This is a genomic window from Novosphingobium sp. KACC 22771, from assembly GCF_028736195.1.
Classification (GTDB): Bacteria; Pseudomonadota; Alphaproteobacteria; order Sphingomonadales; family Sphingomonadaceae; genus Novosphingobium.
This window is the reverse complement of sequence record NZ_CP117881.1, coordinates 3025002-3044553: the sequence shown is the minus strand read 5'-3', so window position 1 is coordinate 3044553 and position 19552 is coordinate 3025002. Positions and strand designations below refer to the sequence as shown.

Annotated in this window: 13 protein-coding genes; 9 read left to right on the top strand and 4 right to left on the bottom strand. The window is 64.4% G+C overall.

Annotation, left to right across the window (positions count from 1 at the left end; all coding sequences use genetic code 11):
• Positions 1-116 precede the first annotated feature (116 nt).
• On the bottom strand, positions 117-1478 hold the full coding sequence (locus tag PQ467_RS14030) for a capsule biosynthesis protein (protein ID WP_274173992.1): 1362 nt from the start codon (positions 1476-1478) through the stop codon (positions 117-119).
• 525 nt (positions 1479-2003) lie between these two features.
• On the opposite strand from PQ467_RS14030, the gene PQ467_RS14025 reads away from it, so the two are divergent.
• The 4 genes from PQ467_RS14025 to dnaN all read left to right on the top strand — a co-directional run bounded on the left by PQ467_RS14025 (position 2004) and on the right by dnaN (position 6403).
• On the top strand, positions 2004-3041 hold the full coding sequence (locus PQ467_RS14025; RefSeq protein WP_274173991.1) for a mannose-1-phosphate guanylyltransferase: 1038 nt from the start codon (positions 2004-2006) through the stop codon (positions 3039-3041).
• A 37-nt stretch (positions 3042-3078) separates the two neighbouring features.
• Complete coding sequence (locus tag PQ467_RS14020; protein ID WP_274176167.1) at positions 3079-3891, top strand: class I mannose-6-phosphate isomerase; 813 nt, start codon at positions 3079-3081, stop codon at positions 3889-3891.
• Between the two features lie 86 nt (positions 3892-3977).
• Positions 3978-4991 carry a KpsF/GutQ family sugar-phosphate isomerase gene (locus tag PQ467_RS14015; protein ID WP_274173990.1) on the top strand — a complete coding sequence of 338 codons (1014 nt, stop codon included), beginning with the start codon at positions 3978-3980 and terminating at the stop codon, positions 4989-4991.
• Between the two features lie 293 nt (positions 4992-5284).
• On the top strand, positions 5285-6403 hold the full coding sequence (dnaN, locus tag PQ467_RS14010; protein ID WP_274173989.1) for a DNA polymerase III subunit beta: 1119 nt from the start codon (positions 5285-5287) through the stop codon (positions 6401-6403).
• Between the two features lie 687 nt (positions 6404-7090).
• Here dnaN and PQ467_RS14005 read toward each other — a convergent pair.
• Both PQ467_RS14005 and PQ467_RS14000 read right to left on the bottom strand, forming a co-directional pair.
• The gene (locus PQ467_RS14005) at positions 7091-8230 is read right to left on the bottom strand and encodes a GGDEF domain-containing protein (RefSeq protein ID WP_274173988.1); all 1140 of its coding nucleotides are present in this window, start codon (positions 8228-8230) and stop codon (positions 7091-7093) included.
• Between the two features lie 135 nt (positions 8231-8365).
• A complete protein-coding gene (locus PQ467_RS14000) occupies positions 8366-9667 on the bottom strand; it encodes an FAD-dependent oxidoreductase (RefSeq protein ID WP_274173987.1) in 1302 nt (433 codons plus the stop codon).
• 222 nt (positions 9668-9889) lie between these two features.
• On the opposite strand from PQ467_RS14000, the gene PQ467_RS13995 reads away from it, so the two are divergent.
• Both PQ467_RS13995 and lepA read left to right on the top strand, forming a co-directional pair.
• Positions 9890-12613, top strand: a complete 2724-nt coding sequence (locus PQ467_RS13995) for an EAL domain-containing protein (protein ID WP_274173986.1) — start codon at positions 9890-9892, stop codon at positions 12611-12613.
• A gap of 133 nt (positions 12614-12746) precedes the next feature.
• Positions 12747-14564 (top strand): translation elongation factor 4, encoded by a 1818-nt coding sequence (gene lepA, locus PQ467_RS13990; RefSeq protein WP_168602342.1) that lies wholly within the window; start codon positions 12747-12749, stop codon positions 14562-14564.
• Between the two features lie 114 nt (positions 14565-14678).
• On the opposite strand, the gene PQ467_RS13985 is transcribed toward lepA, so the two are convergent.
• The gene (locus PQ467_RS13985) at positions 14679-14999 is read right to left on the bottom strand and encodes a DUF779 domain-containing protein (RefSeq protein WP_274173985.1); all 321 of its coding nucleotides are present in this window, start codon (positions 14997-14999) and stop codon (positions 14679-14681) included.
• A 95-nt stretch (positions 15000-15094) separates the two neighbouring features.
• Between PQ467_RS13985 and PQ467_RS13980 the strand changes: the two genes are divergently transcribed.
• The 3 genes from PQ467_RS13980 (at position 15095) to PQ467_RS13970 (ending at position 19527) form a co-directional block, all read left to right on the top strand.
• Positions 15095-16300, top strand: a complete 1206-nt coding sequence (locus PQ467_RS13980; protein WP_274173984.1) for a sensor histidine kinase — start codon at positions 15095-15097, stop codon at positions 16298-16300.
• On the top strand, positions 16300-16974 hold the full coding sequence (locus PQ467_RS13975) for a response regulator transcription factor (RefSeq protein ID WP_274176166.1): 675 nt from the start codon (positions 16300-16302) through the stop codon (positions 16972-16974). The genes PQ467_RS13980 and PQ467_RS13975 overlap by 1 nt, the downstream gene beginning before the upstream one ends.
• 141 nt (positions 16975-17115) lie before the next feature.
• Positions 17116-19527 carry a TonB-dependent receptor gene (locus tag PQ467_RS13970; protein WP_274173983.1) on the top strand — a complete coding sequence of 804 codons (2412 nt, stop codon included), beginning with the start codon at positions 17116-17118 and terminating at the stop codon, positions 19525-19527.
• The last annotated feature ends 25 nt before the right edge of the window (positions 19528-19552 follow it).

Below are 19552 nucleotides of genomic sequence, written 5' to 3'. Positions count from 1 at the left end.
TCACCGCAAAACCACCAGTCTCGCCCCAAACGCCCCGCATCGTACAAACCGCAGCGTGGACAATATCGGGATCGTTAAGGGCCCCCGCCCTTAACCCGCCGGAGGCAAAACAAACTTCACCCCACTAACCGCTCCACCGCATTGGCGATCAGGATCCGCATGGCTGATTCGCTGGCCAATCCGCCGCGTACAAGGCAATGGCGGTGGAGCACTCGGCAAAAGGCGTCATATAGCGTGGGATCGGGCGGGGTGGGATCGGCCCAGAAGCGGGCGAGCGGGCGCTCATCCGTGATGCCGGGCATGGCATAGACCGCGCGGCCCAGCGCCTTGACCGGAATGCCGCCTGCCAGAGCAAAAGTAGCCGAGGTGGAATTGACCACCACCATCGCCCGCGCGCCTCGGGCCAGCGTATCGAGATCCCCGCCCGCCAGATGCACCAACCGATCGCCCAGCCCCAGCGCTCGCGCCCGGTTGCGAACATAGCCGCCCCAGCCGCCCAAAGTGGCGTCGAGGGGATGCTCCTTGATCACAAGGCATGCATCGCGGGGGGCATGGGCGGCAAAGCTGGCCAGAACGTAATCCGCCGCCTGACGCATGGAGGAGAAGGGCGAGTGGACGCGGATCTGATAATCGGATGACAATTGCAGCGGGAACAGGAAATAGCTGCGCCCCTCCAGCGCCTTTAGCGCAACCTGCGCCTTGGCCGATTGGCGGGCGCGCATCAGGTATTTGGCGATCCAGCCCGCGCCCTCGACCAGAACCGAGCCGGGCCGATGCGAGCGATAAAAGGGATAGCGCAGCATCAGCGCCCCCAGCATCATATGGCCGAAATAACCCCATGTATCGCGCACCCGCCGCCCCAGCGACGCGCCGATGGGCAGCATGGGGGTCGGGCGGGGCAATCCATGCGCGGCGGCCAGAATGTCCTGCGGCCTGCGCGGCAGGGGCGAATGGCCGTTGACCCCATCGCGCTCCAGCGTCAGCCAGTTGGGGCGGATATAACCTTCCTCAAACACATGGACGCGCACGCGGTTGAGCCGCGCCATTTGATGGGCGACCATGTGCATGGGGCGGCAGTCTCCGAAAAGCACCATATCGGTTATGGCTTCGCGGCGCAGATAGCGGTCTATGTATAATGGCCAGCGCTCCTGTGTTCCGCGATAGCAGGTGGCGCGATGCGAGCCGGAAGCATCGGCGACCGCGCCGGGCCAGTCATATTCATCCCCGCCGTTCAAATGGATGCGGCGAACGACATGCCCATTTTGGCCCAGCGTCACAGCCAATTGATGGAAAAACGGACCGGGCGGGCCCTGCAAAAACAGAAAGCGCCGGGTGGGAGCCGGAAGCGGACGGACCATCCGTCGCGCGTCATCCGCCAAGGGGGCAGGCATGGGCAGCCACGCCAGCATTCCGCCGCGCCAAGCGGCATGATCCACTCTGGCCGGGGCGATGGGGCGAAAGACGCGATGGCCCTGCATAGGCATCCCACTGTAAAGGACGGTTAACGGTTTGTGATGATAAGGCTTTATTTTCAACACTTCTCCATCCGCAGGGTAAGCCCCGCTCCCCGCATTTTCCATTAGTGACTCGTCCGTATTGGAACAAAAACCTTCGCTCGCCCAAGGCAGGAGCAGCGGCGTGGATTTGATCCAAATGGGAACGCTGTATGAGAATTTTTCACCAACCCTTCGAGGCCAACTGGCCCGGATCTGGGGCGGCTCGCGCCGTAACCCCCAAATCAACACAGCAATCGGAAGGCCAAGCGACCGGCCTTTTCGCTATGGGTGAAGTACGTATTTATCTGGATAGTTGAGCCTTTAAGCCCAATTGGTCGCGGCCGCTCCCGAGCCTAAAAATGCACCTGCCGATGCAAAAAACCGTTCAGTTTTGCCGCCCGTTGCGAAATGCAATAAGCAGGGAACATGATCGATATGGGTGGATTTACGTGCGGGGGTATGGCACTCGCCATGCCAATTCTCGTGATTCAACGGTGGAAGGGCAACATGCAGAAGATTACTCCGGTTATCCTGTGCGGCGGTAGTGGAACCCGTTTGTGGCCGCGCAGCCGTGCGGTGAAGCCCAAGCCGTTTCTGCCGTTGGTGGGGAATGTCACGCTGTTCGAGCAAGGGATTGCGCGGGCCAGCGATCGCTCCATTTTCGAAGCACCGATGGTGGTGACCGGAACCAAGCATCTGGACCACGTTGAAAGCCAGTTAGGCGGCGCACCGGACGCGCGGATTTTGGTGGAGCCCTCGGCGCGCAATACGGCGGCGGCGATTGCGCTGGCCGCTCTGCGCATGGCGCCCGGGGATGTCATGCTGGTTTGCCCCAGCGATCACCATATCGGTGATCCGGTCAATTTTGTCGCCGCGGCTCAGGCCGCCGGGCGCCTGGCGCAGGATGGCTGGCTTGTCGCTTTTGGCATTACCGCCACCGCGCCGGAAACCGGATTTGGTTATGTGAAGCGCGGCGAGGCCATCGGCGCGGATGGGTTCAAGGTCGACCGTTTCGTCGAAAAGCCCAATCTGGAACGTGCCATCGAATTTCTGGCCGAGGGTTCCTATGCCTGGAACGGCGGTATTTTCGCGATGCGTGCGGGCGATTTCCTCAAGGAGCTGGGCACGCACCGCCCCGCCATTCTGGAAGGCGTGGCGCAGGCCGTGGCCAACGGCACCGTTGATGGTCAACGCTTTCACCCCGATGCTGCCGCCTTTAACGCGGTCGAGAGCGATTCGATTGACTATGCCGTCATGGAAAAGACCGATCGCGCCGCCGTGGTCCCCGCCAACATGGCCTGGTCCGACATCGGCAACTGGCACGCCCTTTGGGAGGCGCGCGAGAAGGATGATGAGGGCAACAGCATCATCGGCGAGGCGGAACTTGTCGGATGCCGCAACGTTCTGGTGGAAAGCGACGGGCCGAAGGTTTCGGTGGTCGGCCTCGAAGGCGTGATGGTGGTGGTCGATGGCGATGACGTGCTGGTGACAAGCGTGCCGGGCGTTCAGAAGGTCGGCAAATTGCTGGGCGCGGTGAATCAGTAATAGGGCGTTCATGGCGCAGGAGACGGTTTTGAGCGATATGCTTTTGCCTGTCAGGCAGGTGGAAAAGCCGTGGGGCTGCGATGTTCTGCCCAAGCCTTTTGTGGCGCCCGAAGGCGTTCGCATCGGCGAAATCTGGTTTGAGCCTCCTGCGCAGATCCCTGAACTGCTGGTGAAATATATCTTCACGTCCGACAAGCTCTCGGTTCAGGTCCACCCCAGCGACAGCCAGACGATGGCCAAGGGGCTGGGCCGACAGGGCAAGGAGGAGTGCTGGCTGGTCATTGATGCGCAGGAAGACGCACGCCTTGGCATCGGCTTTGATCGCACGGTCGATACCGAAACGCTGCGCGCCGCCGCGCTCGATGGGCGGATCGAGGATATGCTGGTCTGGCATAAGGTGGTGCCGGGCGATTTCTTCTATATCCCGGCCAACACCGTCCATGCCATCGGCGCTGGCGTCAGCGTGATCGAGATTCAGCAGAACAGCGACATCACCTATCGCCTCTTTGACTATGGCCGCCCGCGTGAACTGCATCTGGACGAAGGTCTGGCCGTCGCGCTGGGCGAGGTTTACGATCTGGCGCGCTATCACCAGCATGTGCCTGAAACGGGCACCGTGTCGCTGGTGGACGGGCCGTATTTCCGGCTCGACCGCGTGAATGGCGTGGCCGATCAGGAGCTTTTGGCCCGCTATCCCGAGGGGCCGATGCTGGTGATCCCGGTGTCGGGGCTGGTGATGGTCAAGGGGCAGCCGGTTCCGGCGGGGGCCTGCGCGAAAGCTGCCGGTTTGGATGAAATTAGCTGGGAAAGCGATGCGCTTTGGCTCGTCGCCAAGCCGCTCTCAGCGTAAACACCTAGGTCTGAAGGGCGGGATCAACCGCCCGCCGCCTTGGCCCCGAAGGGGGCCGGGCGTTGCCCAAAGGCTCGTCAGACCGCATGAACCGACCCGCATTTCCGCCTTCGTCGCCCAGCCCGGACCAGATTGTCGCGATTCAGGGCCGGGCCCGCGCCATCATCGCCCATGAGGCCGAGGCGCTGCGCCATCTGGGCGATGGGTTGGACGACGGTTTTGCGCGCGCCTGCTGGCTGATCGCGGGGGCGCGGCGGCGGCTGGTGGTGTCGGGCATGGGCAAATCGGGGCATATCGGGCGCAAGATCGCCGCCTCTTTCTCGGCCACCGGCACGCCCGCGCTGTTCCTGCATCCGGCCGAGGCGTCGCATGGCGATCTGGGGATGATGACGGCGGGTGATGTGCTGCTTGTGCTGTCGAATTCGGGCAATACGGCCGAACTGGCGCCGGTGCTGCGCCATGCGCGGGCGCTGGGCGTGGCGATTATCGGGATGGTGGCGCGGCCGCGCTCCATGGTGGGCGATATGGCCGACGTGCTACTGCTGCTGCCCGACCGGCCCGAGGCCTGCGAGGAAAGTTTTGCGCCCACGACGTCAACCGTGATGCAACTGGCGCTGGGCGATGCGCTGGCGCTCTCGGTCATGGAGGCGCGCGGGGTCGGTCGCAAGCAGATCCGCGCGCTGCACCCCGGCGGCGCCATTGGCCAGCGGCTGGCCCCGGTGGGCGAGGTGATGTGCCGGGTGGGCCTGCCCTTGGTATCGCCCGATGCGCCGATGCGCGATGTGGTGCGGGTGATTTCCGATCACCGCTTCGGTCTGGCCGGGGTGGTCGACGGGGCGGGGCGGCTGTTGGGGGTGATCTCGGATGGTGATTTGCGGCGGCATCTGCCCGCGCTGGGCAAGGCGGCGGCGGGCGAGGTGATGACGCACAATCCGCGCTCGCTTTGTGCCGATATGGTGGCCGTTGACGCGCTGCAATGGATGAACGAGGCCAAGATTACCGCCGCCTTTGTGGTGAGGCCCTTGGCCGATGGGGGCCTGATGCCGGTCGGCCTTGTGCATATGCACGATCTCTTGCCGCTGGGTCTGGTGCCGGCCTGACGCACGGGGAGCATGGGGGGATGAGGTTTGATTCCGGCCCTTGGCGGCGGCCATGGGGGCGGCAAATCTGCGGCGAAATCGGCCAAACCTGCAAAACCCCCGGATTTATCCCCAGAATCGCTGCACCTTTGCGATGTTCCCCTTGCTGCGCGCCGATGGTGCGTTAGGAAGGTGATCCGAATTGGCGGATGTATGGTCGAATCCGCGCTATCCCGCCGGTTCGGGCCGGTTTTACGCTCGGGGCCTGCCATTGCATTCTGGCGGCCTCCACACAGTTTGGGAACAGAAACGCCATGAAAGCCACGATCGAACGCGCGACCCTGCTGCGTTGTTTGAGCCATGTGCAATCGGTGGTGGAACGGCGCAATACCATCCCCATCCTTTCCAACGTGCTGATCGAGGCGGGCGGCAGCGGCTCGGTCCGCCTGATGGCCACCGACCTTGACCTGCAAGTCGTCGAGCATCTGCCCGCCGTCAGCGTCGAGGCGCCCGGCGCGATCACGGTTTCGGCCCACCTGCTTTTTGACATCGCGCGCAAATTGCCCGATGGGGCCCAGGTCTCGCTTCAGACCGCCGAGAACCGCCTTGTCATCAAGGCCGGGCGCAGCCGCTTCCAATTGCCGACGCTGCCGCGCGATGATTTTCCGGTGATCGTCGAGGGCGATCTGCCCACCAGCTTTGAGGTGCCCGCCGCCACGCTGGCTCAGTTGATCGACCGCACGCGCTTTGCGATCAGCACCGAGGAAACGCGCTATTACCTCAACGGCATCTTCCTGCATGTCTCGGACGAGGAATTGAAGGCGGCGGCCACCGACGGCCATCGTCTGGCGCGCTTTACGCTGGCCAAGCCCGAGGGCGCCGATGGCATGCCCGATGTGATCGTCCCGCGCAAATGCGTGGGCGAATTGCGCAAGCTGCTCGATGAACATGGCGACAGCAATGTCAGCATCGACCTGTCGGCCAGCAAGATCCGCTTCTCGCTGGGCGGCGAAGAAGGCGTGGTGCTGACCAGCAAGCTGATCGACGGCACGTTCCCCGATTACAACCGCGTGATCCCGACCGGCAATGACAAGCTGCTGCGTCTGGACCCCAAGAGCTTCTATGAAGCGGTTGACCGCGTGGCCACCATCGCCACGGAAAAGACCCGCGCCGTGAAAATGGCGCTGGAAACCGACCGGGTGACACTGTCGGTCACCTCGCCGGACAATGGCACGGCGGCTGAAGAACTGCCCGCCGATTACGGTTCGGCCGGGTTCGAGATCGGCTTCAACGCGACCTATCTGAAAGACATCCTGAACCAGATCGATGGCGACAATGTCGAACTGCATCTGGCCGATGCCGGCGCGCCGACCCTGATCCGTCAGAGCGACAAGAGCCCGGCGCTCTATGTGCTGATGCCGATGCGGGTGTGATCGGTTTGGGCGGTTGAACGCAAAAGGGGCGGGGGCTTTCGGGCTATCCCGCCCTTTTTGGTTTTTGCCTCCGGCGGGCTGATCCTCCTGCCTCCGGCGGGCAAAGGGCGGGGGCCCTTTGCAAACCCGATTTTGTCGGCGTTGTGGTTAGAGGGCGGCGATGTGTTTGGGGCGATATGCCGATTCGCGGGATGGATTGGGGCTTTTGGGGCTTGGTGTTAAAAAGACCGTTACCTGTGTGGCGGTAAGCGCCCAGTTGAGGTCACTCCTCGCCCAAGGTATTATGATGGGGATGCATGGATTTCCGACGCCAAGATTGCAATTCTTAACAGGCGTCGCGACCCTTATGCTGGCTTACGCGCTCTCGCTCTTTTGTGATAATGGGCTGATCTTCCTTTATTCGCCATTTGCTTTTCTCGCGATCGTAACTTTCATGCGATTGTGGGGGGTTTGGAAGCGAAATTAGTCGAGCCTGTCCGCTCTCCACCAATCCTGGCCAAAGCCAGCGCCGGGCCTATGCCTTCTCCCCCTGACTTAGCCGACACAAGCCAAGAGCGCCGCAGGCAACGCACCCCTGCACCTCGCGCCAAAAACTGCGCCCGATCCACAGCATAACGCCCCCGTAACGGGATTGCAAAGGGACGAGTCCCTTTGCCCGCCGGAGGCAAACTTTTCTGATAAGTCCTTTTAAAACCGCCACACCCGCTGCGGCATCATCTGTGGGGCGGCGCTTTTGCGGGCGGCCTTGTCGGCATAGAGGCGGCAGTCGGCGGACTGGATGAGGGCGGCGGCGTCGGCGCCTTCGAGGGGGGAGATAGCGGTGCCGAAGCTGGCGCCGATGGAGACGATGATGCCGTTCCACACGATGGGCAGCGAGAGGCCCGCGCGGACGGCGGCGATTTCGCCCAAGGCAAGCTGCTGGCCTCGCGAGATGTCGTAGAGCATCGCGAATTCGTCGCCGCCCAGCCGCGCCACGCAGAGCGCCCGCGCGCCAAGGCGCTGCATCCGCTGCGCCACTTCGGCCAGTATCGCGTCGCCCGCCAGATGGCCGTGCGTGTCATTGGCCTGTTTCAGCCCGTCGAGATCGGCCAGCACCAGCATCATCGGCCGGTCGCGGCGCATCCTGTCCTCCAGCATGCGCATAAAGGCCAGCCGGTTATCGAGCCCGGTCAGCGGGTCGGTCATTGAGGCGCGGATGGCTTGATGCTGAAGGTCGAGCATGGCCAGGTTCTGCTTGAACTTGGCGGCCACGACGTGGATCTGCATGGCCGTCATCAGCACCAGCATCAACGCCAGCGCCTGCATCGCCGGCATGCCCGACAGCGCCAGTTTCAGCGCAATCGGGGCCACGGCGCCCACCATGCCCGCGACGGCGGCGCGCGGCACGCCCATCAGGCACGAGGCGCTGGTCAGCGCGGCAATGGCGATGAAAACCGGCGCGGCCAGGCAATATTGCTGGGATGCGTGGGAGAACGCATTGGCCGCCCATATCCCGGCGATCAGCCCGACCGACGCGCTGGTCATGCTGGCGCGGCGCAGGTGGCGATAGATGCGGGCGCGGGGCAGCCTGCCTTGGGCGCGGTTGCGCAGGCGGTTGCGGATCAGGACATAGAGACAGATGGCCGAGATCAGGCCGGGCGGTCCCCATTGCTGCCATTGCGGCAAATCGCCGCGCAGCGCCAGCGCCATGGCCAGCGAATGAACGCCCAGCAGCAGGCACAGCCAAGGCAGATGGGCGCTGATCCGTTCGTATTGCAGGCGCACCATGGCACCGGCCAGCCGCGGCGGAACGGGGGCGGTAAAAGGTGAGCTGAGGCGGCGGCGCATAACGCGCCATCGCCTTCGCCCAGTAATGCGTGACAAATTCCGCTGTGTATCGACCGGCAATTTGTCACTCCTCTCACATCTGCTGGCGCCAGATATAAGGAGTAATGCCTAATTCGAAGTTAAGCTAACAGGCCTTTAATGCTTACCGGCGGCGGCAAGCATTTGATCGAAGGCCACGAATTTCTCACGCGGGGCGCCATCGCGGGCGCGCGCAACTTCGGCCTCATCAATTTTGCGCCAATCGCGGAACGTGACGAAATCAACCCCGCGCGCGGCGGCCAGTTCTTCGAATCCGGCGCGGCCCGGTTTGTTGCCGGGGGCGGGAAAGTCCTGCGCGATGCGATCAACGATGGCAAAGCCGTCGGGGCGGTTGGTGCCGATCGTGCCCGAAGGCCCGCGTCGCGCCCAGCCCACGCAGTAAAGGCCGGGCAGGATGCGCCCCTCCTCGTTGGCAAAGCGCCCGGCGGCGGTGTCATAGGGCACGCCCTCGATGGGGTTGGTGCGATAGCCGATGGCCGAAATGACCAGATCGGCCGGGATCTGATAGGTCTGGCCTGTGCCCACCGCGCGGCCATCGACCAGAGCGGTCCGTTCGACCTCGACCGCGCGCACCGCGCCATCGCCGATCAGCGCGACCGGGGCGGCAAAGAAATCGAAGTTGACGGTAAAGGGCTTGTCCGGCGCCCCATCGGCGGCAAAGGCGCGCAAATGCTGGACCGATTTGCGCAGGCCCGGATCGAGCGCGGCATCTTCGGCCTCGGGCGGCAGATCGGCCGGATCGACGCGCGGGCGGGCGCGCTCCAGATGGCCCAGCTCGCCCAGTTCCTTGGGCGTCATCGCGATCTGATGCGGGCCGCGGCGGCCAAGAATTGTTACAGAGGTGATGCCTGACCCCTTTAACGCATCAAGCGCATGGGCGACGATATCGGAGCCTGCAAACTCCTGCGGCACCTTGGCCAGAATGCGCGCAATATCGAGCGCAACATTGCCATTGCCGATCACCACCGCATGGGCTCCGGCAAAATCGGGGGCCAGATCGGCAAAATGGGGATGGCCGTTATACCAGCCGACGAAGGCCGCGCTGCCGAAAACATTGCCCAGATCATCGCCGGGAATGCCCAGCGTCCGGTCCGATGGCGCGCCCGTTGCCAGCACCACCGCGTCATACAGATCCTGCAATTCGGCGACCGAGATATCGCGCCCCACCGCCACCTTGCCGATAAAGCGGACATTGGGGGCCTGTGCCACGGCGTCATAGCGTTTGGAAACGCCCTTGATCGATTGATGATCGGGGGCCACCCCGCTGCGGATCAGGCCAAAAGGCACCGGTTGAAGATCGAAGATATCGACATGCACCGCCTCGCCCCACTGCTTGAGCGCGGCTTCGGCGGTGTAATATCCGGCCGGGCCGGAACCGATGATGGCAAGATGCAGCATGGGTCTGATGCTCTCCCTTGTGGGCGCTGTTGCGCGCGTGCTGACATGCGGCGCGCCGGATTGGCGGGCGTTCCTACATGGATTCTCATCACATACCTGTTTGCCTGCCGTTGCAAGCCCCGTTGGCCGCGCTGCGGCGGAGATGTCCTTAACGCGATTTAAAACCATTTCCGGCAGTCCGGCCTTTATGACTTCACCAATTCCCACAGGGGCAAATCAGGCGTGAAAAAGTCCAATCGAGCCCAGGCCCTGCTGCGAAAAGCCGAAACCCCCGCGCCCGCCCCGGCCATGGAGCGCCGCCGGGCCAGTCCGGCGCCCGAGCCCGAATCGGCCTCGGTCGATGTCACGCATCTGCGCCGCAAAAGTGATCCGGTGCGCCGCGAAAGCGAGCCCTATCTGGGCTATTTCCTGATTTCCGAAGGCTGGTCGATGACCGCCATCGCGATGGGCATTGCCGCCCTGATGCTCTCGCTCAACCAGTTCCGCTTGCCCGGCGCGGAAATCCTGATGCTGTTGACGACCGCCACCGTCATGGTGGCGGCGGCCCGGCTGTTCATCGCGTTTGAGCGGACCAGCCGCCGCCCGCTTGGGCTGCGCGTGGGCGCTATGGTGTTGGCCGTGGTGGTGCCGATGCTGCTGTATGGTGCGGGATTGGCCATGTGGTGGAAATCGGGCGGGCTGACCGAGCCGCTCGTGATGGTGGGCGCGTTGCTGGTGGTCGGGCTGGTGATGGCGATCACGTTGTCGGGGCGATTGTTTACGATGGTGGCGGCCAAGCTTGCGCTCTGGACGCCGATCGCGCTGGAGCTGGGTTCAGCCTATACGCTGGTCACGCTGGTGCTGGGCGGGGGCATCGGGTTGGCGGCGGCGCTGCGCCAATTGGGCATCGACCGCGCAGGACAGGCCGAGCAGCGCGAAATGCGCCATGCCCAGATGCGCGCCGAGGAATTGCTGAACGAGTTTGAAAAGACCGGTCAGGGCTGGTTCTGGGAAACCGACCGCAAGGGGGCGCTGACCTATGTCTCGCCCAATATCATCGCGCTGCTGGGCCGCGAGGAGGCCGATCTGATCGGGCGTCCGCTGACCGAACTGTTTGTGATGCAGGAGCAGGAGCAGGTGGGCGAGCGCACCTTGCTGTTCCATCTCAACGCGCGTTCGGGCTTTACCGATCTGGCGCTGCGGGCGGCCAAGCCGGGGGACGAGCAATGGTGGGCCGTCAATGGTCGGCCGGTCTATGATGCCTTCAACAATTTCCTGGGCTTTCGCGGCGCGGGCAGCGACCTGACCGAAAAGCGGCGCAGCGAGCAGCATGCCACGCGCCTTGCCCATTTCGATTCGTTGACCGGATTGGCCAACCGGTTCCAGATGAGCCAGACGCTGGAAAAGATCCTTTCCGCCCCCAAGGTCGATCATCGCGACTGCGCGGTGTTCCTGCTCGACCTCGACCGGTTCAAGCAGGTCAACGATACGATGGGCCATCCGGCGGGCGATGCCTTGCTCAAACAGGTGGCGCAGCGGCTTCAGCGCACGGTGGGCGAAATGGGCCGGGTGGGGCGTTTGGGCGGGGATGAATTCAAGGTCATCCTGCCGGGCCGCATCGCGCGCGACAAATTGGCGAGCCTGGCCACCAGCATCATCGAGAACCTCTCGCAGCCCTATTCGATAGACGGCGCGCGCGTGGTGATCGGCGCCAGTGTCGGCATTGCGATGGCGCCCGACGATGGCGTGACCAGCGAGGCGATCATCCGCAACGCCGACCTTGCGCTTTATGCCGCCAAGGATCGCGGGCGCGGCGTCTATCATTTCTATGACGAGGAACTGCACTCCGACGCCGAGGAGCGCCGCCAGCTTGAGCATGACCTGCGCGATGCCCTCGCGCATGGCGGGCTTGAACTCTATTACCAGCCCTCCGTGGCGCTCAGCCAGCAGAAGATCAGCGGTTTCGAGGCGCTGCTGCGCTGGAACCACCCGACGCTGGGCCGCCTGTCGCCCGCCAAATTCGTCGAGGTGGCCGAGGACACCGGCCTTATCACCCAGATTGGCGAATGGGCGCTGCGCACGGCCTGCCATGATCTGGCGCGCTGGCCCGAGCATGTGCGGGTGGCGGTCAATGTCTCGCCTTTGCAATTTGCCAATCCGGCGCTGCCCACGATCATCACCCATGCTTTGGCCTCGGCGGGCGTCGATCCGGCGCGGCTGGAGCTGGAAATCACCGAAAGCGTGTTTTTGAACGACAGCGCCAATACGGACGCGATGTTCACCGCCTTGAAGCGGATCGGGGTGCGTTTGGCGCTCGATGATTTCGGCACCGGCTATTCCTCGCTGGGCTATTTGAAAAAAGCGCCTTTCGACAAGATCAAGATCGACCAGAGCTTTGTGCGCGGGGCCACCATGCCGGGCAGCCGTAACGGCGCGATCATCGCCTCGATCGTCAGCCTGGCCGATGCGCTGGGCATGGAAACCACGGCCGAGGGGGTCGAGACGCTCGACGAGCTGGATCTGGTGCGCGAACTGGGTTGCAGTCATGTGCAGGGCTACATCTTCTCCAAACCCCTGCCGCGCGACGAGGCCGACATGCGGTTGACCACCGGCGGCACCATCGAGGCGCGGGGGCCGCGCTCGGCCCGCGCGCCGCGCCGCACCATGCTGCGCAAGGTGATGGTGGAGGCGCAGGGCCGCCGCTATCCGGCCACGATCCGCAATATTTCGGAAAATGGCGCGATGTTTGAAGGGTTGGCCGATGTGCCGATGGGCATGGAAATGCTGATCGAGCTTTCCGATGATCTGGCCGTGGGGGCCACGGTGCGATGGAGCCGTTACGGCCGGACGGGGGTTGCCTTTGCCGAACCGGTGGCCTTTGACGGCAGCGGCGCGATCATTCGCGCCAGCCTGTTCGGCCCGCAGGATCGCGATGGTGAAGCGCCGGTCTATCGGCAGGTGGGCTAGGGAGCAGACCTGCGCCGGGGCAAACAGGCGCAGGCGAATTGCCATCCATCAAGCAGGCTGCTAACGGCTGCGATTCGATGCGGGGTGGGGGTTTCCTGCCCCTTTTCCCGCGCCCTTTTGATAAAGACATTCCATGACCGACCAGTCCAAGATCCGCAATTTCTCCATCATCGCCCATATCGACCACGGCAAAAGCACGCTGGCCGACCGGCTGATCCAGTTCACCGGCGGGCTGACCGAGCGCGAGATGAGCGCGCAGGTGCTGGACAATATGGACATTGAGAAAGAGCGCGGGATCACCATCAAGGCCCAGACCGTCCGCCTGAATTACAAGGCGCATGACGGCGAGGTCTATGAGCTGAACCTGATGGACACGCCGGGCCATGTCGACTTTGCCTATGAGGTCAGCCGGTCCTTGGCGGCCTGCGAGGGCGCGCTGCTGGTGGTCGATGCGGCGCAGGGGGTTGAGGCCCAGACGCTGGCCAACGTCTATCAGTCGATCGAGCATGACCATGAGATCGTGCCCGTCATCAACAAGATCGACCTGCCCGCCGCCGAGCCGGAAAAGGTCAAGGCCGAGATCGAGGAAGTGATTGGGCTGGACGCGTCCGAGGCGGTGCTGGCATCGGCAAAATCGGGCATCGGCATTGAGGAAATCCTTGAGGCGGTGGTCAAGAAGATCCCCGCGCCCAAGGGCGACCGATCCAAGCCCTTGAAGGCGATGCTGGTTGACTCCTGGTATGACCCCTATCTGGGCGTGGTCATTCTGGTGCGCGTCATCGACGGCGTCATCAACAAGGGCCTGAACGTCAAGTTCATGCAGGGCGGCACCGAACATCTGATCGACCGCGTCGGCTGTTTCACGCCCAAGCGCGAGGAACTGGCCGAATTGGGGCCGGGCGAGATCGGCTTTGTCACCGCCCAGATCAAGGAAGTCGAGCTGGCCAAGGTCGGTGACACGATCACCACGGTCAAGGGCGGCGCGACCGAAGCTCTGCCGGGCTATAAGGAAGTGCAGCCGGTGGTGTTCTGCGGGTTATTCCCGGTGGACGCGGCCGATTTTGAAAAGCTGCGCGAGAGCATTGCCAAGCTGCGGCTGAACGATGCCTCGTTCAGCTTTGAAATGGAAACCTCTGCCGCGCTGGGCTTTGGCTATCGCTGCGGATTCCTTGGGCTGTTGCACCTTGAAATCATTCAGGAACGCCTCAGCCGCGAATATGACCTCGACCTCATCACGACATCGCCGTCGGTGGTCTATCGCATTCAGTTGCGCGCCAGCCGCACCGATGATGCAGGCGAGATCATGCTGCACAACCCCGCCGACTATCCCGATCCCAGCCGGATCGAGCAGATCGACGAGCCGTGGATCAAGGCGACGATCTATACCCCCGACGAATATCTGGGCAGCATCCTCAAGCTGTGTCAGGACCGTCGCGGTATCCAGACCGGTCTGACCTATGTCGGCGGGCGCGCTCAGGTGAATTATGAATTGCCGCTCAACGAGGTGGTGTTCGATTTCTATGACCGCCTCAAGTCGATTTCGCGCGGCTATGCCTCGTTCGACTATGAGCAGATCGGCCTGCGCGAGGGCGATCTGGTCAAGATGGGCATCCTGGTCAACAACGAGCCGGTCGACGCGCTCTCGATGATCGTCCACCGCAGCGTGGCCGAAGAACGCGGGCGCCACATGTGTGAGCGTCTGAAAGACCTGATCCCGCGCCACCTGTTCAAGATCCCGATTCAGGCGGCCATCGGCGGCAAGGTCATCGCCCGCGAAACCATCGCCGCCATGCGCAAGGACGTGACCGCCAAGTGCTATGGCGGCGACATCAGCCGCAAGAAGAAGCTGCTCGACAAGCAGAAGAAGGGCAAGGCCCGGATGCGCGAATATGGCAACGTCCAGATCCCGCAGGAGGCGTTTATCGCCGCGCTGCGGATGGGTGAAGAGTAAGGGTTTAGGGGGCCTCCGGCGGGCAAAGGGACTCGTCCCTTTGCAATCCCGTTACTGGGGTGGCGTGTGATATGCGCCGGGGGCTTTAACGAATTTTGACGCCGCTTCGCGGATCTAGCCGCGCAGCACAAACCGCGTGCCGTCGCCGATATCGAGTGAAAAGCCCACCGCGCGGCCCGGTTCCACGTCCAGCTCCAGCGACACCGGGCATTGCTCCGCCTCATCGCTCATGCGGTAAAGCGGCACTCCGTCACACACGCCCTGCAATTGATCGCGCTGGCCCAGAATGATGTCGCCTTCGGCCAGACAAAGCGGCGTCCCCGCATCGCAGCAGCCCCCCGTGACATGCAGCACCAGCCGTCCGTGCTGCGCTCGCAGTCGGTCCAGCGCGGCATGGGCGGCAGGGCTGATCGGGATCTGGCGGGTGGTGATCATCGCGCCTGTATGCCACGCCCGGCCCTACTTTGGCGAATGGGACTTTGGCACGAGAAGGGCTTGTGGCAAAGACGCGGGCATGACACCGCAAACCCATGCCTGAGCCCAGACCCTTTGCCATTGCGCGCGGCTTTGCCGGGTGGCTGGTGATGGCGGCGGCGCTGGCGGCGTTGATGGCGGGCTTTGTGTTCAGCCTGCGCAGCGCGGCGCGCCAGTTCGAAATCGCCCTGCTGGCCGAGCGTCAGGCCGGCGTGATCGCGGGGCTTTCGGGCCAACCTTTGGAAAAGCTCAAGCCGCGTCTGGCCGAATACCGCGCCTTGGTGGCGCGGGAAGGCGCGCTGGCCTCGCCCGCCCGCGGCGATGAGATGGCGCGCATTCAGCGCCTGACCACCATGGCCGACGCCGCCGCGCGCGATGCGCTGCTGGCCACGATGATGGCGGGCGAACGCGCCGAGGTGGCCGCCGCCCGCGCCGCGCTCGACCACAGCCGCAGGCGTATGGTGCTGCTGGGCGGGATGCTTACGCTGCTGGCGCTGGCCTCGGCGGGGGCGGGGCTATGGCGGCTGATCTGGGCCAATCGCGCGCTCGAGCGCGAAGTGGTCGCCCGCAGCGCGCAATTGCAGGCGGTGGACCGCTCGCGCCGCCTGTTCTTTGCCAAGGCCAGCCATGAATTGCGCACGCCGGTTGCGGCCATGCGCTCGCTGGCCGAGGTGACGCTGGCGGCCGGGGGGGACCAGGCGGCCGCCTTGCAGGATGTCGTGGCGCAGGCCCAGTTCCTGTCGCACCGCATCGACGAAATGCTCAGTCTGGCCAGCGCCGAAGAGGGCAAGCCGGTGCTGGCGCTGGCGCCTCGTGATCTGCGCGATATTGTGGCCGGGGCGCTGGAGGCGGCGGGTCCGTTTGCGCGGTTGGTCGAGGTGGATCTGGTTTATGATCCGCCGTGCGATCCGGTGGCCGTGCGCGCCGACGGGCGCTGGCTGACTCAGGCCCTGTTGGCGATCATCGACAATGGCCTGAAAATGTCCGACCCCGGCGCGGCGCTGGAGATTACGCTGGAGCGCGACGGGCGCCATGCGGTTCTGTCCGTCGCGGACCATGGACCGGGCCTGGGCGATGCCGATTTGCCCTTGATTTTTGAAGCCTATTATCAGAGCGCCGAGGGACGCCATCGCGGGGGGACGGGGTTGGGGCTTGCCCTTGCGCGATGGGTTGCCGATCAGCACGGCGCAGCGATTCGCGCGGAAAACCGGCCGACGGGGGGCGCGCGCATCGTTCTGACACTGCCCCTGGAGAAGGCGTGATGATTTTGATTGTCGAGGATGACGTGACCATCGGCCGCTCGCTGGCGCAGGGGCTGACGGCGGCGGGCCTTGCCGCCCGCTGGCTGCGGCGCGGGGCCGAGGTGGCCCCACTCGTGGAGCAGGGCGGGGTTGAGGCGCTGGTGCTCGATCTGGGCCTGCCCGATGGCGATGGGTTGGATGTGTGCCGCGCGCTGCGGCAAAACGGGCATCGGCTGCCGGTGTTGATGCTGACGGCGCGGGGCGGGCTGGATGACCGGCTTGACGGGTTTGCGGCGGGGGCCGACGATTATCTGGCCAAACCTTTTGCCTTTGCCGAATTGCTGGCCCGCGTGCGGGTCATGGCCCGCCATGCCGCCCAGCGGCGCCCCGATCCGCTGATGCTGGGCGAACTGGAGGTGGACACGCTGGCGGGCGAGGCGCGCTGGGCCGGGCAAAGGCTTGATCTGGAGCCCAAGGGTATCCTTGTGCTGGAGCAATTGCTGCGTGCGCGCGGGGGCGTGGTCACGCGCCGGGCTTTGATGGATGCGGTGTGGGGCGATGTGGCGGTGACGGACAATGCGCTGGATGTGGTGCTGTTTTCCTTGCGCAAGCGTCTGGCCCATTTCGCGCCAAAAGTGCAGATCCGCACGGTGCGCGGGGCGGGGATGGTCATAGAATTAGCTGAAATACAATAATAATTTTCCCGCCCTTATACCTTTGCCAGTCTGAGGCCATTCTAAGGTTTCTCCCGCATCCCCTCTGTTAGCCAGAACCTGTCAGGCGGCCCGGCGAACGGGCGCATTCAGGGGAAGAGGTTTATGCAGGGGCGTTTCGCAATGATCTTTGTCGCCTTGGCCGCGCCCGTCGCGGCGCAGGCCGATGACTCGATCGTGGTCAGCGCCAGCACGCCTTTGTCGGCGGCGGCGGATAACGGGCGGGTGCTGGTCGATGCCAAGGCGCTGCGCGCGATGCAGGCGGTGACGGTCAGCGATGCACTGGCGCGGCAGGCGCCGGGCGTGGTCATCAACGAGGTGCAGGGCAACCCGTTGCAAGCCGACCTGTCGTTTCGCGGCTATACCGCATCGCCGTTGCTGGGCACGCCGCAGGGGATAGCGGTCTATGTCGATGGCGTGCGCGCCAACCAGCCCTTTGGCGAGGTGGTGAGCTGGGATCTCTTGCCCCAGACGGCGGTGGATCAGGTCGAACTGGTCGAAGGGGCCGCGCCGCAATTCGGGCGCAACGCCCTTGGCGGGGCGCTCAGCATCCGCACCAAGGACGGGCGCAGTGCGCCGGGTGTGGCCGCTTCGGTTTCGGGCGGCTCCTATGGGCGGCTGCGCGGCAGCATCGAGGCGGGCGGCAAGGCGGCCAATGGCCTCCACTGGTATGGCGCGCTGGAGGGGTTTCAGGAGGATGGCTGGCGCTATGCCTCTGCCAGCAAGGCGTGGAAAGGCTTTGCCAAGGCGGGCTGGGAAGGGGCGGGCAGCGGCATCACCCTGAGTTTCAACCGCGCGCAGTCGGACCTCAACGGCAATGGCCTGCAGGATTATCGCCTGCTCGCCCGCGATTGGCGCAGCGTCTATACCAGCCCCGACAACACCCGCAATATCGCCACCCAGATCACGCTGGCGGCCCATCATCGGCTGGGCGACAATCTCACCCTCTCGGCCAACGGTTTTTGGCGCAGCATCGTGACGCGCAGCATGAATGGCGACATGAACGAGGGCGCGCTGGGCGAGAGCCTGTATCAGCCCAATGCCGCCGAGCGCGCGGCGCTGACGGGGGCGGGCTATACCGGTTTCCCCACCAGCGGCGAGACGCAGGCCAACACCGCCTTTCCCAAATGGCGCTGCATTGCCAATGTCCTGCTCAACGATGAGCCCAACGAGAAATGCAACGGGCTGCTGACGCGTTCCTCGACGCGCCAGCAGGAATGGGGCGGAGCGGTCGAACTGGCCTGGACCGGCATGGGCCAGAACCTGACCGTGGGGGCCAGCTATGCGCAGGCACGGGCGCGGTTTATCCAGAACAGCCAGTTCGGCTATCTGCTGCCCGATCATTCGGTGGTGGCGGTTTCGGGGCCGGGCGCCTTTGCCGATGGCACGCAAAGCAGCGAGAATGCCTTTGACGCCCGCGTCGATCTGCACAGCCGGATCTCCAGCCTTGGGCTCTACGCCGCCGATGTGCTGGCGCTTGGGTCGCGCCTGACGGTGACGCTGGCGGGGCGGTATGATCGCACGCAATTGCACAATCGGGATCAGATCACGCCGGGCGGGGGCACGGGTTCGCTCGACGCCGATCCGGTGTTCGCGCGGTTCAACCCCTCGGCCATCCTCGATTGGCAGGCGGCGCGCGGCCTGACCATCACCGCGCAGGCGGGCGAGAGCTCGCGCGCGCCCTCGGCGGTGGAGCTTGGCTGTTCGGACCCGGCCTCGCCCTGCCGCCTGCCCAATGCGATGGCGGGCGATCCGCCGTTGCGGCAGGTGGTGGCGCGCAGTTTCTCGCTGGGGGCCAAGATCCAGCGCAAGGCGTGGAGCCTGCGCCTGACCGCGTTCCGCAGCGACAATCGCGATGATATTCAATTTATTGCGGGCGGGGCCTCCGGCTTTGGCTATTTCGCCAATGTCGGCACCACCCGGAGGCAAGGCGTCGAGGCCAGCGGCGCGGTGCAATGGGGGCGGTGGCAACTGGGCGCGAGCTATACGCTGCTCGACGCCACCTATCGCACGCCGCTGACCGTGAATGGCGCGGGCAACAGCACCAATGATGGCCCGGCTCCCGGCTTTGAGGGCGAGATCGACGTGCGGCCCGGCAACCGCCTGCCGCTCTTGCCGCGCCATCTGTTCAAGGCGCAGGCCGGGTATGAAGCCACCTCCTGGGCCACGCTGCGCGGCGAACTGGTGGCGGCCAGCGGGGTTTATGCGCGGGGCAATGAGAACAACCTGCACGTGCCGGATGGGGTCTATTATCTGGGCGCGGGCAAGACGGATGCCTATGCGGTGGTCAACGCCTCGCTGGAAATCAGGCCGCGCCGGGGCATGACCTTTACCGCCGGGGTCAGCAATCTGATGAACGCTCATTATGCCACGGCGGCGCAATTGGGGGCCAGCGGGTTTGATGCCAACGGTGCCTTTGTCGCCCGCCCCTTCACCGGCCCGGTCATCGGCGGCGAGCGGCCTTTGGTCAACAGCACGTTCCTGGCCCCGGCGGCGCCGCGCCGCTTCGAGGTGGGGCTGCGCATGGCCTGGTGATTAACCGTTTAGGTTAAATTCCTGT

Bases quoted from the DNA above. Each gene is read 5' to 3' on its own strand.
- PQ467_RS14005 (WP_274173988.1), bottom strand. From the start codon at position 8,230: ATGCGCCGCCGCCTCAGCTCACCTTTTACCGCCCCCGTTCCGCCGCGG.
- lepA (WP_168602342.1), top strand. From the start codon at position 12,747: ATGACCGACCAGTCCAAGATCCGCAATTTCTCCATCATCGCCCATATC.
- PQ467_RS13970 (WP_274173983.1), top strand. From the start codon at position 17,116: ATGATCTTTGTCGCCTTGGCCGCGCCCGTCGCGGCGCAGGCCGATGAC.
- PQ467_RS14015 (WP_274173990.1), top strand. From the start codon at position 3,978: ATGAACCGACCCGCATTTCCGCCTTCGTCGCCCAGCCCGGACCAGATT.
- PQ467_RS14025 (WP_274173991.1), top strand. From the start codon at position 2,004: ATGCAGAAGATTACTCCGGTTATCCTGTGCGGCGGTAGTGGAACCCGT.
- PQ467_RS13975 (WP_274176166.1), top strand. From the start codon at position 16,300: ATGATTTTGATTGTCGAGGATGACGTGACCATCGGCCGCTCGCTGGCG.
- dnaN (WP_274173989.1), top strand. From the start codon at position 5,285: ATGAAAGCCACGATCGAACGCGCGACCCTGCTGCGTTGTTTGAGCCAT.
- PQ467_RS13985 (WP_274173985.1), bottom strand. From the start codon at position 14,999: ATGATCACCACCCGCCAGATCCCGATCAGCCCTGCCGCCCATGCCGCG.
- PQ467_RS14030 (WP_274173992.1), bottom strand. From the start codon at position 1,478: ATGCAGGGCCATCGCGTCTTTCGCCCCATCGCCCCGGCCAGAGTGGAT.
- PQ467_RS13980 (WP_274173984.1), top strand. From the start codon at position 15,095: ATGCCTGAGCCCAGACCCTTTGCCATTGCGCGCGGCTTTGCCGGGTGG.
- PQ467_RS14020 (WP_274176167.1), top strand. From the start codon at position 3,079: ATGCTTTTGCCTGTCAGGCAGGTGGAAAAGCCGTGGGGCTGCGATGTT.
- PQ467_RS14000 (WP_274173987.1), bottom strand. From the start codon at position 9,667: ATGCTGCATCTTGCCATCATCGGTTCCGGCCCGGCCGGATATTACACC.